The organism is Bernardetia sp., from assembly GCF_020630935.1.
Taxonomy (GTDB): domain Bacteria; phylum Bacteroidota; class Bacteroidia; order Cytophagales; family Bernardetiaceae; genus Bernardetia.
This window is the reverse complement of record NZ_JAHDIG010000003.1, coordinates 93,423-112,231: the sequence shown is the minus strand read 5'-3', so window position 1 is coordinate 112,231 and position 18,809 is coordinate 93,423. Positions and strand designations below refer to the sequence as shown.

The window sequence follows — 18,809 nt, the reverse complement described above, 5'->3', positions numbered from 1 at the left end:
ATTACTCAACTTTGAATATCAAAATTATTTAAAAAACCTTTTGCATAATCATAACCTATTTGGAAAGCTAGTTCGATATTTGTGTTTGAGAACTTAACCTTAGCAATTTCATTAGGTTCTAAATATACATCACATGTTGGCTCATCTTTTCTTACAAAATATGCTCCCACAGCTTGAAAATATCGTTCAATCACAGAGCGAGTAGAAGTAGGAATAAAATTATCAGCAAGTGGATTGGTATGAATACCAACAACGAAATGCTCTGACTCTTGTTGGTGAGCTTTAAAAAATGGTTGTGTAGGCAAATTTTCTAAAAGTCCACTATCTACAAAGTCGTATTTTCCAATTCGAATAGGCGAAAAAATAGCAGGAACAGCCATAGAAGCGAGCAGAGCAGAAATTAAATCGCCACTTTCAAAACGTTCAATAGTAGCAGTTTGTAGGCAAAAAGCAGATGTAGTCAAAGGAAAATGAAGTTCTTCAAAGGTTTTGGGTAGGTAAGTTGAAAAAAGCATTCGCAGCTTTTGAATAGAAATCATTCCGTTTTCACTCCACGTAGGTCGCAACCATTTTTTCCAACTTTCTGTCTGAAAAATAGCAAGTGTTTCGTCAGCAGAATAACCAGCAGCCCACATTGCTCCCATAATTCCTCCCATACTGACACCACTTATTTTTTTGGGTTGAATGCCTTTTTCTTCTAGTGCTTTCCAAATTCCTAGATGAACCAAAGCACGCCCACCACCACCAGACAAGACAATTCCGATAGGTTTTTGAGTAGAGTTAAACAGTTGTTTTTCTGACACGTCTTTATTATTTGATATAAAAAAAATGTATGGCTAATCTACAGGAAAAAACATTGTTTCTTCTTTTACAAAGACAAATAATTTTCCATTCCAATCATAAAAAATGTACTTGTAAGGTTCATTAGCAGATTTTGTAACACATCTAAAAACAAGTTGTTTGGTCTCTTTTTTAAAATAAACTTTGGAAGTTTTATCTGATTCTATTTTTCCACATTCGTAACTAGAAAACATTAGTTTTTTATCCTTTTCTTCTTTTTTTTGGTCTATTATTTTTCGCTGAAAAATATTTTTTTCTTTATCAATTTCTATCCAAATGGCAGTAAGCGTAGTCAGACAATCACTATCGAAAGGATTTCCGATGGTTTCTGCTTCTAAAACAAGATAATTTGAATAAGAGAGTTGATGAATAGCAATAATATTCTTAAAGTTTGCTTCTACAGCTTTTGTCGTTTTTTTCTGATTATCTAAAAAATGCAAATAAGACTTTGAAACCTTCGTTATAGAAGTAGATACAAATTCGCCATTGAAAGTAAAAACCTTGAAAGAAGAATCTGGAGCATAAACAATGTTGCTTTCATCATACTGCTCATAAATATGAATGCCATAATATTTTTGTTCAAACTCTTTGCTATTCAAAACTTTTAGATATTCTTGTATCTGCAAACTGTCAGCCGAGTTGATAGAATTTTCTTGTGCCTTTGCGCTTAGAAAAGGAATTACCAATAAAAACAATACAAAAACTATTCTCGTCATACTTTCTCTATATTTTCTTCAAACCAGTGTTGTACTTCTTCCAATGTCTTGTCTCCTGCTGCGACTGAAATAGTAAAATTTATAAGAGTTTCATCAGTCATTTCTTTTTTATAGAAATATCCATTTGCCTTCATAAAAATATGAGCAGATTGCAGTCCTGTTCTTTTGTTTCCATCTTGAAATACGTGATTAGAAACAATACTGTGCATATACAATCCAGCTTTTTGATAAATGGATGGGTACAAAGGTTCTCCAAACATCTCACTATCTATGATTTCCAAAAGATAGTCCAAACCAGATTCTTTCAAAAAATTTTGAGGAGGGGCAAACTTTCCCCCAAAACCTTCTACCTGTAAGCGATTGATAGTGATAATTTGTTCTTTTGATAGATAAAACATAGACATTTTTTAGGCTAATTCTTTCCAAACTTCTTTATACTGTTCTAAATCTTGTTTTAAAAGCCGTTCAAACTCTGAATTCTCAATATGTTTTTTATCTTGATTTTCTTTTTCTAAAAGTTCAGATACAGTTTTATAAAGAGCATTGATTTGCTCATCTGACATACTTTCTATTTTTCTTATTAGCTCTTTTTTTCTCTCTTGAAGGGTCATGATGTTTTGATTGAAATGTATTTAGGCTTCTAGCCTTTTGTTGTTCTAAATATAACCTCAAATTCTTAAACTTAACTAAAGTAAATGCAAAAACCACGGCAGGTATACCGAATACTTATCTTTCTTTTATTCATTTTTTGGTAACCGAGAAAGATATGGAAAGCAAACCTATGAATTTAGATTCTGTAATTTTTGTTTTCCTTGAAATAATAATATCTTAAAGGATAGTCAGTCATCAAGATTATCAACATAGGCAGTATAGGTAGATGTGTTATAACTGAAAAGATGCTGTGCCAAAAGCCATTATTTATAAAAGCTCTGGAAATAATAGTGATTAGAAAAAAGTCAAGAATTATTAAAATAGGAATTACTCTGTTTTGAGGTGTTATTAATCTTGCAACCACGGTTGAAAAAAGAAGTAGCCCTATAATAGCATTATACTTAGGTGTTTGGCTGTCAGGATACCAATTATACGCCATGAAAGCCATTACAATCAGGTAGATACATACTATAATTGTCAATGTTTGCCAAAGTCTCATTAAAATTAACTTTCTCTTTATCATCATTTGTTTTGTCTTTACAGTTATTTTATTGATAATAGTCTCGCTCATATTTTGCGAGTGGTCAATATGTGCAAATAATAGTCATTTTCGTTCATCTTCACTCCTCAATCTTATCTTTGTATTTGTTGTACAGGAACGAAATAATAACGAGTAGCGTACCCAAACACACAAAAACAATCGTTTTGGAAATAGTAGAAAGAGCTGCAATATCGTAAAAGAAAAGTTTTACAAGTGTGATAGCAAACCAAGCCAGTCCACCAATACGCAAGTATTTTTTCTTTCTCCAAATTCCTAAGCCTACTACAAAGAGCGCATATACTCCCCATAAAATACTCAATCCTAATTTGTAAGCATCTGCATTGCTCATTAGGCTCAAAATATGGATAAGTTCGGCACTTAGAAGCCACAGCACAGAAACGTGCAAGATAAAGTCAAAAAACGGAAGGAAATTGAACTTCAAAAATTCTTGCTTCGCCAATTTGAAAAGAGTAAACAAAAGTCCTCCAACAAGCGCAAAAGAAATATAACGTATGATAAGATTAAATACTCCAATGTTATAATATTTACCTAGTCTTTGAGTTACATAGCTTTCTCTAAGTTCGCTTAGTTCATACAAGCCTAAACTCATAAAGATAAATAAGACAAAAGCAGAAGCCAAGTAATACAGAATAACAGACATTTGAGTTTCTACTTTTTTAATAATATAGAAGCCTAAACTAATAAAAAACACAAGTGTGTAGTTAAGTAACCAAACAGATAGAAAATGTCTAAAATCATAATCATGAAAAGTCTCCATACCATATTCTCCCATTACTTCTATCTGTGAAGCCTCAAAAAGCTGATTGAAATAAACCGTAATCTCAACAAACAAAGGCAAATAAATAGCAAAAAGTAGCGTCGTGGTAATAACAACTGTTACAAAACTTAAAAAACCACTTGCCTTTTCTTTAAGAGGTGAAACATATTTATCATTTTTATTAAGCCAATCAATAAAGAAAAATGAGCCTGCGAAAATAACTCCTGTAAGAAAAATTACATTGAAAATAGGTAAAACTTCATTTACAACCATTTTACTTGTCTCATAATCATATACTCCAGTAGAAGCATCAATCGCCATTGCCCAATCTTGTAGCATACTAAAAGCAGCCAAAACCATCAGAGGAAAAGAGAGCGTTTCATAAACCCCGACTTTTTTCGTCCTGCCAATCCAAAATAAAAGTGCAGCCTGCAACGACCAAATCAGCGTAACCCAGTTTCCATCTAGCTGCACAGGAACGGCAATCGTAATAAAAACCAAGACCATTCCAGAAGCGAGGTAAAACAGATTTCTGTCAGCAAGTTTATTTTTATACAAGACTACACTCACTCCAAAGTGAATAATCGCATTTCCAAGCGTGAAAAGTCCGACTAAATTTTCTGTTTGTGGATTATCAATAAGCGTTACAAAACCAATTCCGTAGAAAATAAAAGAGTTGATGAGCATCAAAATCACATCACTAATCCCAAATACTTCTTTCTTTCGGATTTTGTACGCCAAAAATGAAATATAGAAAATAAGGAAAAATAGCGTTGAGAAAATTAGAGATAAGCTAAAATGTTCTTCCTTGCTGTATTTTGCACCGTACCAACCCAAAACAATCAGCCAAGTAAGCGAAAAAGCATTGATAAATAGCCACTTCCAATATTTTTTGATAGAAATAGCCAAAATCCCTAAATTGATAATTGCCATATAGATAAACAGTATCATCACTTTTCCAGAACCATCACTTAGCAAAAATGGCACACAGTATGCGCCCACCAGTCCAATATGAGCAATAATTTGTCTGTCGTAGTGTAGAGAAGCCACTACCGTAAAAATAGTGAAGACAACCATTAGCCCAAACGCTAACTCTTTAGGATAAAGCGCATAAAAATCATATCCCATAAAGGTTACGAAATAGAAAATTGCCATTGCACCACTCAGAAGTCCTGCACTGATTTGTTCGTATTTTTTCTTCAAATAAATAGCAAATCCTAAAAGACCAGCACCCATAAAATAGCCTAATACAATTCTTGTAAGAGGACTAATCATATCATTATCGATGGCATATTTTACACCAATACCTACTCCCAAAACAATAATCAAGACACCAACAATGTAAATTACATTCTCACCAATAAACTTTTCAAGGCTAGATTTATGACGAACTTTTGGATGTTGTTTTTCAAAAACAGGCGTTTTTCTACGAATCGGCTCTTGCTTTTGCCCCTGACTTTGCTTTTCAAATTCTTTTCTTTTTGTTTCTTCTTGTTGTGGAAAGTCGGAAGGAATATCTTTAAAGATAGGTTTTGTTTTCTCTTTTGGTTCTGTTTCAAAAGAAGTTTCATTTTGTAATCCTTCTATTTCCACACGAAGTTTGTAGATTTCTCTTTCAAAAATGGCTTGCTTGTTCTCAACAATAGAGAGTTTTCGCAAAAGTTCATTTATCTGCTGTTTATTATTCATAAGTAGTGATAGTAGTCAGTTTGGTAATGGGTTGTTTTAGAAAAATACGTATTTATTCTAATAAAACGAAAAGACACTTGAAAACACTTACGCAAAATAGTATTTTTTTGATGAGGGAGATTTTACAAAAACTGACTTTTACTTTTTTATGATTGGGAAAAAAGTAGAAGTTGTTTAAAGAATATAAAAAAGGGTCTTAATTTAAGTGATAGATTAGGTTCTGCTCATTGTTTCTCGTTCAAGCATTCTACTTGGACACATTTTTTGGCTACGCCGACTTTCAGTTCGTCAGCACATGCTGACAAAACGGTAAGCACAAGATAGAATCGTGCGCTAGAAAAATATTCTTAAACAACTTAAATGAATATATTGAGGAAATAAACTAAAAAAATAAAAAGTAGCAAAACTATTTTTAGTTATGAAGAGTTTTTTTATCTTTCGTCCTTGCTCTATTTTTTATAAAGCTAGTTAAAGATATTTTTTTAACTTTACTTGTTTCAATCAAAAACAGGCATAGTTGTCTTTCAGTTTATAATTGTTTCAACCAACTAAGTGGAAATCGTTTCAGCTATTTCAGACTATTTTTCAGACTATTTCTCTACCCTAGATTGGGCACAAATCAAGGTGTTGTTGGTATATCTATCTATTCCTATCTCTAGTGGAATTATTGGTTGGGCAACCAACTGGATGGCACTCTTGATGACTTTCTATCCCTTGGAATACATAGGTATTAAACCTTTTGGCTGGCAAGGAATCATTCCTTCAAAGGCTCAAAAAATGGCAACCAAATCAGTAGAAATGCTGACTTCCAAACTCTTACGCATAGAAGAACGTTTTGAGCAACTAGACCCTCTTATAATAGCTCGGCAGATGCGCCCAGAACTAGAAACATTGAGTGTAAAGATTATAAATGAGGCAATGGAAGCACAGGCAGGTATCATTTGGGAGAACACGCCTATACCTATAAAAAAACAAATTTATCAGCGTGCAAAAGATGAGATTCCGAATGCTGTAGTGGATATAATGGTAGAACTCAACGGACAAGTTGATAAACTCTTAGACCTCAAACGTATATCTATCGAAACCCTAATGGCAGACAAGCAACTTGTCAATGAAATATTTTTGCGTTGTGGAGCAAAAGAATTTAAGTTTATAGAAGTCTCTGGTTTTTGGTTTGGAGGTCTTTTTGGTTTGGCTCAAATGGTTCTTTCCTACAATTTTCCCTCTGGCTCATGGTTTATCTTACCTGGATGTGGCTTAGTAGTAGGTTATCTCACAAATGTATTGGCTCTAAAACTCATCTTCGAACCCTTAGAACCCATCAATATTTTAGGAGTATATAAATTTCAAGGATTATTTTTGAAGAGACAAAAAGAAGTAGCAAGAGAATATGCAAAAGTAATTACAGAAAAAATATTGCCTACTGAAGTAATGACAGAGTATTTGGTACGAGGTCCTGCATCAGACAAACTAGCCCTCATTATTAGTAGAGAAGTTAATAATTTAGTAGATGAAGTAGTGGAAGATATGGCTGGAGCATCTCGTCCAATCTTCACACTTTTAGCAGGAAAACGTATGGATATTGCCAAGAATATCATTATGTTTCATTTTATGAGAGAGCTGCCTATTGTAGTAAAGCAAACAGAGGAGTATGCAAATGAGGCTCTTGATTTAGAAAACACACTTGCTGAGCGTATGGGCAATCTTTCATTCAAAGAATTTGAAGGTTTTTTACGACCTGTATTTCAAGAAGATGAATGGATTCTGATTTTGGTAGGAGCTGTTTTGGGAATGTTAGCAGGAGTATTGCAATTTGTTGTGATGTGGTATTTTGGTTTAGCATAAAAAAAGTACAATTTTTTTCAAAAATCACACAAGTAATCATTCTTCAAAAGGCTATTTTTTATGTAATTTTGAGGAAAAACACCGTTAAAATTAAATTAACACAAAAAAAATGGCTTTTTTTTGATTTGATTGCAACCTTTTTGCTGTTTTTTGGGTCATGATAATAAAGGGCATAAAAATATAATTTTTCTTAGTTAAGAACTAAATATTTTTGATAAAGTCCTATTTTTTATCTCACTTATTAATAAAACCCATCTACTTCAAAATTGTAAACTCATGAAAGCCCAGAATATTCCATTTATCTTGATGATTGTCTTGATGCTTGGAGCAGGAATATCAGCCTGTCAAAGAATTAATCCCACAGAAAAAACTTCTCAAGGAAGTTTATTTGTTCGCACTGCTACTATTCAAATCTTTGATGATAATAATAGCGAACAACAAGAAAAACTATGTGGTCATACTGTGGCTTTTTTATTGAAAGATGGAACTTATATTTTACCTACTAACTTAAACAGCTTTTTAAAAAAACCTTCTCATAATCAAGTAGTTAATATTACCTACCGTTCAGAAGATAGCAAAATTGTAGATTGTACAAATGCAAAAAGTGTTTATTTGAGCCACGTTGATACTCCTTTAGGTTCAGAATTGAAATAATCAGAAACATTTCAAAAAATATAAACGAAAGTCTTGGGTGTTTATGCTCAAGACTTTTTCATTTTATTCCTCCCATAAAAAAATCACTTCTTTAATTTCTAAAGAAGTGATTGTTGATTTTGCTCTTACTTTTTCTGTATTATACCAATATAAAAGCTATTTTACACTTTATTTTGTTGCTCTACGAGGCTGACCTGATTATAATAAGGTCAATACCAATGTAGTTTTTAGGTGTAGTTTAGTTTTTATCTTGGTATTAGTTTTCAATAATTTCAATATCGATGATAGTAATGGGTCTGCTTTCTCCCACATAAGCCATACAAACAGCAACATCTTTATATCTATCATCTTTTTTAGCAGTTACGTACTGAATTTTGAGTTGCATTTTATCTTCAATCTCCAGTTTTTCAAGTTTTGACTTGTTATACTCATCTAAAGAATAGGGCTGCAAATAAACATTCGAACCATCATTGAGCCAAAGGTTGTCCCAAACTCCTACACCACATACTATATTCTCCACCGTAACATTTGCTACATTGATAATTTCACATTCTTCTACTTCACAAGTTGGAGTAGCACACCAATCTTCTTCATCTTCACACTGGAAAGCCGAAAAAGCAAGGAGTATTCCTAAGGCAAAAACATAAAAAGGAAAATTGATAGAAAAGGCTCTTTTAGCAGAACCAATAATTTCTTGTTTTGAACTTGATTTTGACATTGTTTTGAAAATTTAATAGAGTGAAAGTTATTTTCTGTGACTTTGTATCTATACGTAAACTCTTATGAGTTTGCAGCAAAGACACTAGATATTTCACTTAAACTTTTTTCAAACCCAACTTTTCACCTTCTTTAAGCATAAAGGCAAATGCTTCTTCATATTCATTTCTAATTTCACCTTCCAAAATAGCTTCTCTGATAGCCAACTTTATTTTTCCAACTTGAGCAGAAGGTTTTAAATTGAAAGTTTGCATAATAGTTTCTCCATCAATGACAGGCTGAAAATTACGAAGCTCGTCCTTCTCTTCTACTTCTGCCATTCGCTTCTCTACTCTATCAAAATTTTGAAGATAACGCTGTACTCGGTTATGGTCTTTAGATGTAATATCAGCACGACAGAGCTTCATAAGCGAATCTGTATCATCTCCTGCTTCAAAAAGTAATCTTCGAATAGCCGAATCTGTAATGGTTTTCTTAACTAAAGCTATCGGACGCAAATGTAATCGCACCAATTTTTGTACAAAACGCATTTTAGCGTCTAAAGGAAGTCGCAACTTTTTAAAAATATAAGGAGTCATTCTTGCACCTTTGTCTTCGTGCCCATGAAATGTCCACCCTGCTTTTTTATGAAAACGCTTTGTAGCTGGCTTGGCAATATCGTGCAAAATGGCAGCCCAACGCAACCACAAATCATCAGAAACCTGTGCTACATTATCCAAAACTTGTAGTGTATGATAAAAATTATCTTTGTGTCCCTTTCCATCAATATATTCTACACCATACAAATCTGTCATTTCAGAAAAAATAATTTCTAAAAGTCCACATTGAAAAAGTAACTTAAATCCATACGAAGGAGGATTTGACAAAATAATTTTGTTCAGTTCAGTCGTAATTCTCTCTTGAGAAATAATTTTGATACGTTCTTTTTGTGTAGAAAGTGCATCAAATGTATCTGCATCAATGTCAAAACCAAGTTGAGAGGCAAAACGTACAGCACGCATCATACGCAAAGGGTCATCAGAAAAAGTCTGCTCTGGCGCAAGTGGCGTTCGGATAAGTTTTTTACTTAAGTCTCTAAATCCATCAAAAGGGTCTAAAAATTTCCCATACGTTTCTGCATTCAAACTAACAGCCAACGCATTGATAGTAAAATCTCTTCGTTTTTGGTCATCTTCTAAAGTTCCTTCTTCTACGGTTGGTTTTCTTGAATCAAAATCATACGATTCTTTTCTTGCCCCTACAAACTCCACCTCTACTTTTTGGTTGGTTTTCTCATCTTGTAGGGTAATCATTGCCGTTCCAAAACGCTTGAAAATAGAAACTTTCACAAAAACTCCGTGCGCTTTTCCATACGATTTGGCAACGTGTTTGGCAAGCGTAATTCCACTTCCAATACAGACAATATCAATGTCTTTAGTTTCTCTTTCTCTATCCAATAAAAAATCACGCACAAAGCCACCAATGACATAGGTTTCTAGCCCTAAAGCATCGGCACTTTCTTGTATCCACTTAAAAATAGAGGTCTGATGTAGTAATTCTTTCAGTTCGGCTGGTTGTTCTTTAGTTTTCATAAGGCAAAAATAGTGTATTTTTATTTTTTAGATAAAAATTCTTTCAATATCTCAAATTCTTTGTCTGTATGTTGTGGAAAATTAGCAATTCTGAATGTATTTTGTTTCCATTTTCCATAGCCGTTTCCCAAAATAATATTTGACTGATTTGCTTTTTGTTTCAAAAAACTAAGTTTTGGTGCATTTAGTTCGATTGCCAAAACAGTTTGAGAACGAACAGATTTATTTTCTATCAATACTTTAAAATGATTTTCTTCAAAGAAACTATACAAATCAGTTGCTCGTTTCTCAATCTTTTGAGACGTAGTAGAAATATTTGGGACAAACTCCATTACTTTGGAAAGCAAATAAATATTTAAAACATTGGGAGTATAAGTTGTTTGAAACTGTTTTGCCTTTTCTACCAAAAATGAAAGCTGGTTATATCTGCTAAAAACATCAACAACGGCATTTCTTTGTTTTCTTTGGTAATTATAAAAATCAATCAGACGTGGCGAAAGTACCATAATTCCCAAACCAGCAGGCAATCCAAAACACTTCTGAACGGAAGCAAACCATGCATCAGCATCTTGAAAATTTAGATGTTGTCCTCCCCACGATGAAGTTGCATCTATAAAAATAAAGTCGTCTTTTCTATTTTTTCTAACTTTCGATAAAACTTTGGGAGAGATTTGTGTAGCATTTGCCGTCTCGTTTTGGCAAAGACAAATTATATTAGGAGATTTTTTACTTTGTGTGATTTGTTGAAAAACATTTTCTTTATCAAAATTCAGTTCTTCATTAATTTCAAACTCACTTCCAAAAGTAGTTTCTGGATAATTTGCATTTCTGTAGTCAAACCACTTTTTTCCAAATGCTCCGTTGTAGAAATGGTAAGTATTTGTTGTTGAAAAATTATCATTCAAAATATGCCATGCTTCAGTAGCCGACGAGGTAAAAACAATAGTATAATCTTTTGGAATAGTATGTTTTTCTTGTAGATTTTGCAAAATATTCTCATACATTTCCATAAACGTATCACTACGATGCTGAATACTCAAAATATTTTCTTGATAGGCTTCCTCTAACCAATCTCTAACTTGTGGATATACTTTTGAAGGACCAGGATAAAAACTTATGTTTTGGGGCATTTTGCTTTTGAAATATTTTGACATAAAAAAATGGTTTGAGTAAAGCTACACAAACCATTTTAAATTATTGAGTTGAATTTTATTCTATAACAAACTTAAAGTTTTCTACACCAAAGTCTGTTGCTACATTCAAAATATAGATTCCTTTTGAAAGTGATTTTGGAAGTGAAATTACAGTAATTCCATCTACAGAAGTACGAACAGGAATATTTGCCACTACTTCTTGACCTGTAACACTTACAATACGAAGTTGTTTTATCATAGAAGCATCTACCAAACCACGCATATAGAGTTCTCTTCCAGCTTTATTTGGATTTGGATATAAGGCAGGAGGTAGGTTATTTGTAGTGCGTGTAACAGATACAATTTTTGTGTTTACCCATTGACCATTGAAATCAACTTGCTTTAGGCGATAATATGAAGTTCCTAACATCGGTTCATAATCATTGAATAGATAATCTGTACGAGTGTTTTTACTTCCTTTGCCCTTTACTTTACCAATAGCCTTAAACTGCAAGTCTTCTCCAGCACGCTCTACTAAGAAATAATCATTGTCTAACTCGCTTGCTGTTGCCCAATGCACTACTACTTTTTCAGATAAATTTTCTGCATAAAGAGAGATAAGCTCTACTGGTAAAAGGCAAGGACCAATATCAGCATTCTGACCATTGTTTGTAAAATCACACTCTCCTTCATCAAATACAGCAGATGGGTCTGAAATATCATATTGTGGAAGTCCTACGCTAGGGTCATTAGAATCAACATTTCCTAAAGCGAATACAGTAATGTTACCTCCATTAGCAGGTACACTAAAAGTAAGTGTTATTTCTGCTCCCCCAGGAGCTAAGGCTTGCCCTAAGGTAAGAACTGCTAATACATTGGCAGCACTGGTAAAAGGGTCTCCATCGAAGAATGTAATTGGAGTATTAGCTGGCAAGGTAGCATCACCTAAATTGGTTACGATAGCTGTAATAAGAATTTCTCCAGTAGCCTCACAGTTAGAGTAATCTACACTACCTGAGTTTCCTCCATCAGATACTACACTTCCAGAAATAGAAATGATGCGTAAGTCTCCAGTCGGAGTAAGAGAGTTATTATCTTGGTCAAACAAAGATACTTGCTTGATAAATGAATTGAGAGGACCGTTTACTCCAGCCGAGTACCCTACTGCTGCGTGATTTTGCTGAACGGAAGGCACTCTTAGATTATCTTCAATATTAGTTACAAAATAAGTATGCTGATTCCATACAATTCTAGAGCTAACCCAGTCAGAACCAGAACCATACACCGTTACATTACCAATGGCATTATCATTAGGTCCGTTTAAGTCTTGTGCTGTTACAATAAGCTCTGTAAAGCCATCTTTATCTACATCAGCTACTAATGGATACTCGCTACGAGTACCTGAACGAGACGTACTAGAAGAGAGCAATGCACCTGTTTCTCCATTATAAACCAGTAGATTCTCCTCATCGCTATAGATTACCTCTGCATTTCCATCGCCATTAAAGTCAAATGTAGAGCCACTGGTTCGGTCAGAAGTCTCATCAATAGTTGCATTCCACTTTTGGGTAAGTGTTGCACCTATTTCTATACAATATACTCTATTTCTACCTCCTACAATAACCTCTAGTTGTGGGTCTCCATCTACATTAGCAAGGTTTGGACGACCTCCAATAGTAGTTACCTGCCCACCATCAATAAGTTTGAAAGTAGTTCCTATTTGATTTCCTGTGTAAGGACTCCAAACAAAGATAGCTCCAGCAGCTGTTCCTGTATTATCATAGCCACATGTAACAATATCTACTGTTCCATTATTATCAACATCTGCAATACTAGCTCTACCATCTGTAATATTAGCAGGAGCTGTAGTGAGTGGAGTAAGTGTTCCAGAAAGTAAATCTACTGCATAAATGACATTGCCCGTAACAAGCTCTAAACCTTGACATTCAGGTCCACACGACCCTCCTCCTGGAAGTGGGTCTCCAGGGCGATAAATATCGTATGCTACTGGGAAAGCAGCTTGTTGGGCATCATTAGGATGAATACCAGCACTTAAACTAGCATTTGGAGGCACTAAATTTTGAAGAGTAAGAGCATTATAAATAGCATTTCCTACATAGACTTCTGGAATACCATTTTGGTCGAAGTCAGCGAGAGCTGGTGTCATTTCACTCGTTTGAACTAATAAAGTACCTGTTGAAGAAGATACAGCTACTTCATTTCCAGTAGCTGCTTGCGATGCACCGTAAGCAAGAGAAGGATCAAACTCGTACCTATAAAGCCTTCTATCGTTTCCTGTAATAAATATATCTCCATTTCCATCATCATCCACATCTGCTAAAGCTAACATACTAAATTTATCTGTAACAGGAGTAGGAATTTGCTGAATTAAAGAGCCATTATCTCCAGAAAAAATATAAATATTGGGAGAACGTGGTTGTCCGTTCCTAGGTCCCCCAGTGTAAGGTGTGTTATATGGATTTTTAGAAACTATCTCTATATGTTCATTATCATCTGCAGCAGGATAATTTGGCCAAGAATCTGGTACTACATCTCCTACAAAAACACCACCACGCTGCTCTACTTCAAAACTAAGGTCGGTTTCAAACTCTGGAACAGGGTTTACATCTGGCACAATAGGCTGACTAATTGCGCAGTCTGGTGGTACTTGCCCAAAGAAATAATCATCACAAGCAGGGTCTGGAACAGCAGCATTACCATTACAATCATTGTCATAACAATCTACCAAACCATCACCATCATCATCACAACCATTATTACAAAGACCTGTTTCATCTGCTGCTAGTGCGACATTATCTATACCTAATGTAATTTCTTTATCTCCCACAAAAAAGTTAGCAGGAATAGTAAATGAAATAAGACCAGTTACAGGGTCAAGAGTTCCTGTTCCTAAGCCTAATCTGTTCGTTGGATTTGCTAAATCACGAATATAATAATCTGTTGAATTATTTGCACAAACAGGTAATACACCTAGCCCTGTCGCATCAAAAGAGAGTACAATATCTCCTGCATCACTTCCTTGATTGGTAAAACGAACATACCAAGTTCTATTTGAGTACTGTCCTGTTCCATCAGGGGATGTTCCTACTCCTGCGTTGTGTGCAGCAAACATGTAGTCTCCTACAGTATTTAAAAAACCTCCAGTAGCAGGGTTAGCCATAAAAAAACCTCCACTACTTTGTACATTGGCATCTACACGGTCTGTATTGGTGAGTGATGCACTAGCAGATTCTCTTCCAATTCCTATCATATTAAATCTGTATGTAGGATTTTGAGGATACATATCATCAGCAGATAAGGCAAACTGATATTTTGTAGAGAAATAATTTTCTACAATCTTTCTTTCTGTATTTTTCGCACTATTGTAATAAGTAATTTCTCCTATACGTCCTTGAAAATATGTTCCTCCCAAGTCTGTTGCATTAATGTTGTTATTAGCAACAGCAGCGTTAGTAACATCAAATATTTTAGAACCTCCATTTATAGCACCAATACCAACATCATCGCCATGAGATGCAAAAGTAGCTACTGGAAGTGAGTTTCTTACTATATTATCATTTATCGTCATCTGAGTTCCATTTAAGAAAGCTCTAAACGTGCCTCTTCCAGCTGTAACAGTATAAAAATTATCATAGAGAAGTGTTACCAAATAGTCTGTATTCGGAACAATAGTAGCTCTAAAACAACGATAGTATTCATTATTAGAGAATAAAGTACTTCCTCCACCTACATTTCCCCAAGTAGCATCTCCATAATTCCAAATAGCTACATACAACTGATCTTGTAATAAATAAATTGCCATTCCATTCGTTCCTCCTCCTTCTTCGTATAAAAACTGGACATTGTGCGTAATATTAGAGGTACGAAATGTCATAGTCATCATTTTCTCATTGAGAGCTGAAGTGTTGATTGAATTATCGTCTGCAATTCCCATCCACTCTGTGTTTGTTCTATCAAATAATACTGAAGCAGAGCCATAAACTCCTGTGTTATTATAATTAGGTTGATCTGCCACTGTACCTTGTGTAGCATCATTGAGCCCTCCTACAAGGATAGCCTCATCTTCCCAAAGAATGACATTGTCTCCGTTATTGCTAGTTGTACCGACAGTATAGGCCTGTGTTGGCAAAAGCCAAAAAGGCATTTCATTTCCTCCAAAACCTCCAGGGTAAAATTGTCCATAGCTTATGGAACTCACTCCAAAAATGCAACAGACTAAAATAATAAATAATGTAATTTTCTTCATGATAAATATTGATAGTATTTTTTTTGGCATGATATATTTTTGATTAAAATTAGTTTGAAACTATCATAATATAAAACAACTTACTATTTTACTGATATTTAGGAAATTATAAAAATTGAACTTTATTAAGTTATACTTATCATGTAAAATATACAATTAATACTTAGTAAAATAGCGCATGTAGGGCAAAAAACATTCCAATGAGGCAAATATAACTAAATTTGCTACAATAAGTTTTTGTCTTGAGCTATAAAAAAATTCATTTTTACTTGGTTATTGAAATACTTTCATAAGATTTCAAACTTTTTGTACCTTTGCGCTTTCAATTTTTAGAAATTAAACAGCATCAAAATATAAAAAATAAATTATGGGATTACGTTGTGGAATCGTTGGTTTGCCCAATGTTGGAAAATCTACTCTTTTCAATGCTTTATCTAGTGCAAAGGCAGAATCTGCTAATTATCCATTCTGTACGATTGAACCCAATGTCGGTATCGTAACTGTTCCAGATGAGCGCATTGGCGTACTTGAAGATTTGATTACTCCACAGCGAACTGTTCCAGCGATTGTAGAATTTGTAGATATTGCAGGTTTGGTTCGTGGTGCAAGTAAAGGCGAAGGCTTGGGAAATCAGTTTTTGGCAAACATCAGAGAAGTAGATGCTATTGCTCACGTAGTGCGCTGCTTTGAAGACGATAATGTAATCCACGTAGATGGAAAAGTAAATCCTGTTTCAGATAAAGAAACCATAGATATTGAGCTTCAACTCAAAGATTTAGAAACTGTTGAAAAACGTCTTGCTCGTGTAGGCAAAGCAGCACGTACTGGCGACAAAACAGCAAAAAAAGAAGCTGATATTCTTGAAAAAGTAAAAAACCACTTAGAGCAAGGAAAAAATGTTCGTTCTTTGGTATTGGAAGACGAAGAACAAAAACTGGTAGATGAAGCGTTTTTACTTACACAAAAACCCGTGATTTATGTTGCTAACGTAGATGAGGCTTCTATCCACACAGGTAATGCACTTGTAGAACAGCTTAAAGAATCTGTAAAAGATGAAAATGCAGAGGTGGTAGTGGTTTGTGCTTCTATCGAATCACAGATTGCAGAACTAGAAGATGAGGAAGAAAAACAAATGTTTTTGGAGGAATACGAACTTAAAGAATCTGGACTCAATAAACTCATTCGTAGTGCCTATTCTATTTTGAATCTGATTACTTATTTTACGGCAGGCGTAAAAGAAGTCAGAGCTTGGACAATTCAGAGAGGCTGGAAAGCTCCTAAGGCTGCCAGTGTTATCCATACTGATTTTGAGCGTGGCTTTATTCGTGCAGAAGTTATCAAACTTGGTGATTATCAGCAATACAAAACCGAAGTAGCCCTCAAAGAAGCTGGAAAATTAGCTGTTGAAGGTAAAGAATATGTCGTAGAAGATGGTGATATAATGCACTTTAGATTTAATGTGTAGTATAAAACAGTTTGGTGTCCTTTTTCTCATAGGACACCATTTTAAATTTTTATCTGCAAGCCATCATAAGCAATTTCAACATTTGCAGGAAGCTCTTCAGAAACTTCTTTGTGCAGCCCCATTTTATGACTGATATGAGTCAAATAGGCTTTTTGTGGTTGTAATTTTTCTATTACATCAAGTGCTTCTTGTAATGTAAAGTGAGAAATATGTTGCTCTTTTTGTAATGCCCCCAAGACTAATATTTTTGTTCCTTTTACTTTCTCTAGTTCTTGGTCAGAAATAAAATTAACGTCTGTGATATAGGTAAAATCGCCTATTCTAAAACCAAAAACAGGAAGTTTGTAGTGCAAAACATCAATTGGAGTAATAGTTACTCCTTCTATTTCAAAAGTTTCATTTTCAATACTATGTGTTTCTACACTTGGTACACCTGGATATTTGTATTCTGCAAAAATATAGGCAAACTCTCGCTTTAGTTGTTCCAAAACAGGTTGTCTTGCATAAATAGGCATATCTTTTTGCTGTACAAAATTAAAAGAACGCACTTCGTCCATTCCTGCTGTGTGGTCTTTGTGTTGATGAGTATAAAGAACAGCATCTAGTTTTGTAATGCGTTCACGAAGACATTGCTGGCGAAAATCTGCTCCTGTATCTATAATAAAACTCTTCTCTTCGCCCTCCTTATTTTCCACCTCAATATGAATAGAAACACGCAAACGCTTATCTCTATAATCTAAAGAATTACATACTTCACAATTACATGCAATAACAGGAACGCCTTGTGATGTTCCTGTTCCTAAAAATGTTATTTTCATTTATTTTATTTTGAATTTGAACACTCTCTGTTTTTTTTCATTTTAAACTGGCTATGAATCTTTCTGTTTGGATTCTTTCTTCTTACTCCAAGAAATACGACTTGAAAGTTTCATAGAAGGTTTTTCAACTAGAAGATATAACACATAAGCAACACCAGTACTCAAACCTACAGCTATCGGAAAAAGTAGAATTTCCTCTAAATAATTTGGAATATAATGACTCGTAAAATTAAGAAATGGATCTCCAACAATAGTGTGTGTTAGGTATAAAGAATAAGAAATCAGAGAGAAAAAATGAAGTATCTTATTCTCATAATTTGTAAAGGAAATGATTAGTAGAAAACTAATAAATGTTGCAATCGTAATTTCATATCCTCTGCAATAATAAGAAGCTATAAGCGACAAAATAAGCAAACAATAAAACTCTATATCTTTAATATGCTTTACATGGCGCAAAAATAAAATTATTCCCACCATAAAAACAGGCAACCAAGAAGGAAGAAAATTTGTATTGAATCGTAAAAATGTAGATATAGCTGTTATAAAAATTATGGCATAGCCCACGCATCTATACAATATTTTCTTGTGAGCAACAAGAGGAAAAAATAAGCCTATGTACAAATAATATTGAAACTCAATCGCCAGTGACCAAAAAACACCAATAATCCATCCTTTATTTTGAAGAATTTCTGGGTAATAACCAAAATAACGGAAAATATCTTTCAAAGGAATCATATACCCAAAATGTAGCATAATTTGTTGGAAATTAGGCGTAATATCTACTCCATTTCCATTCGGATTAAGCACTCTGACATAAGAAAAAGCGATTCCTAAGAAAATAGCTACTATATAGGGTGGTTCAAGGCGAGCCAATCTTTTTATAATAAATTTTCCATAATTATGCAGCTTAAAACCCTTATTGTACATCGAATAAGGAATTACGAAGCCAGAAATTACAAAGAAAAGTGTTACGCCATGGTTTCCATATTCAAAAATACGCATAGGGCTGTACTCATGAATATGTATTTTGGTAGTAAAAAGATGGTGATGGAAACACACACTCAAAGCAGCAATAGCTCTGAGTGTGTTCAAAATAGGAATATGTTTGCTTTCTTTCACTTTAA

General features: G+C 34.1%; 14 protein-coding genes. 3 read left to right on the top strand and 11 right to left on the bottom strand.

What is annotated here, in order from left to right; genetic code table 11:
- Positions 1-5: 5 nt before the first annotated feature.
- From QZ659_RS01750 to QZ659_RS01730, 5 genes are all read right to left on the bottom strand, one after another.
- A complete protein-coding gene (locus QZ659_RS01750; RefSeq protein ID WP_291720959.1) occupies positions 6-803 on the bottom strand; it encodes a patatin-like phospholipase family protein in 798 nt (265 codons plus the stop codon).
- Positions 804-836: 33 nt separating this feature from the next.
- On the bottom strand, positions 837-1,556 hold the full coding sequence (locus tag QZ659_RS01745; protein ID WP_291720957.1) for a hypothetical protein: 720 nt from the start codon (positions 1,554-1,556) through the stop codon (positions 837-839).
- Positions 1,553-1,954: a type II toxin-antitoxin system death-on-curing family toxin gene (locus QZ659_RS01740; protein WP_291720953.1), complete on the bottom strand. Its 402-nt coding sequence runs from the start codon at positions 1,952-1,954 to the stop codon at positions 1,553-1,555. Before QZ659_RS01740 ends, QZ659_RS01745 begins: the two co-directional genes overlap by 4 nt.
- Before the next feature lie 9 nt (positions 1,955-1,963).
- A complete protein-coding gene (locus QZ659_RS01735) occupies positions 1,964-2,167 on the bottom strand; it encodes a hypothetical protein (RefSeq protein ID WP_291720951.1) in 204 nt (67 codons plus the stop codon).
- Between the two features lie 660 nt (positions 2,168-2,827).
- The gene (locus tag QZ659_RS01730) at positions 2,828-5,215 is read right to left on the bottom strand and encodes a DUF2339 domain-containing protein (RefSeq protein WP_291720948.1); all 2,388 of its coding nucleotides are present in this window, start codon (positions 5,213-5,215) and stop codon (positions 2,828-2,830) included.
- A 552-nt stretch (positions 5,216-5,767) separates the two neighbouring features.
- On the opposite strand from QZ659_RS01730, the gene QZ659_RS01725 reads away from it, so the two are divergent.
- The gene (locus QZ659_RS01725) at positions 5,768-7,060 is read left to right on the top strand and encodes a hypothetical protein (RefSeq protein WP_291720946.1); all 1,293 of its coding nucleotides are present in this window, start codon (positions 5,768-5,770) and stop codon (positions 7,058-7,060) included.
- 276 nt (positions 7,061-7,336) lie between these two features.
- The gene (locus QZ659_RS01720) at positions 7,337-7,714 is read left to right on the top strand and encodes a hypothetical protein (RefSeq protein ID WP_291720943.1); all 378 of its coding nucleotides are present in this window, start codon (positions 7,337-7,339) and stop codon (positions 7,712-7,714) included.
- A 256-nt stretch (positions 7,715-7,970) separates the two neighbouring features.
- Here the strand turns inward: QZ659_RS01720 and QZ659_RS01715 are convergent, their stop codons facing one another.
- The 4 genes from QZ659_RS01715 to QZ659_RS01700 form a co-directional block, all read right to left on the bottom strand.
- The gene (locus QZ659_RS01715; RefSeq protein WP_291720940.1) at positions 7,971-8,432 is read right to left on the bottom strand and encodes a hypothetical protein; all 462 of its coding nucleotides are present in this window, start codon (positions 8,430-8,432) and stop codon (positions 7,971-7,973) included.
- Positions 8,433-8,529: 97 nt separating this feature from the next.
- Positions 8,530-10,002 (bottom strand): CCA tRNA nucleotidyltransferase, encoded by a 1,473-nt coding sequence (locus QZ659_RS01710; RefSeq protein WP_291720937.1) that lies wholly within the window; start codon positions 10,000-10,002, stop codon positions 8,530-8,532.
- 20 nt (positions 10,003-10,022) lie between these two features.
- Positions 10,023-11,132 (bottom strand): aminotransferase class V-fold PLP-dependent enzyme, encoded by a 1,110-nt coding sequence (locus QZ659_RS01705; RefSeq protein ID WP_291720934.1) that lies wholly within the window; start codon positions 11,130-11,132, stop codon positions 10,023-10,025.
- A 79-nt stretch (positions 11,133-11,211) separates the two neighbouring features.
- Positions 11,212-15,402 carry a T9SS type A sorting domain-containing protein gene (locus tag QZ659_RS01700; RefSeq protein ID WP_291720931.1) on the bottom strand — a complete coding sequence of 1,397 codons (4,191 nt, stop codon included), beginning with the start codon at positions 15,400-15,402 and terminating at the stop codon, positions 11,212-11,214.
- A gap of 367 nt (positions 15,403-15,769) precedes the next feature.
- Between QZ659_RS01700 and ychF the strand changes: the two genes are divergently transcribed.
- Entirely contained in the window at positions 15,770-16,867 is a 1,098-nt protein-coding gene (gene ychF, locus QZ659_RS01695) for a redox-regulated ATPase YchF (RefSeq protein WP_291720928.1), read from the top strand.
- Positions 16,868-16,908: 41 nt separating this feature from the next.
- Here the strand turns inward: ychF and QZ659_RS01690 are convergent, their stop codons facing one another.
- A complete protein-coding gene (locus QZ659_RS01690) occupies positions 16,909-17,685 on the bottom strand; it encodes an MBL fold metallo-hydrolase (protein WP_291720925.1) in 777 nt (258 codons plus the stop codon).
- A 51-nt stretch (positions 17,686-17,736) separates the two neighbouring features.
- A complete protein-coding gene (locus QZ659_RS01685) occupies positions 17,737-18,804 on the bottom strand; it encodes an acyltransferase family protein (RefSeq protein WP_291720922.1) in 1,068 nt (355 codons plus the stop codon).
- Between the last annotated feature and the right edge of the window lie 5 nt (positions 18,805-18,809).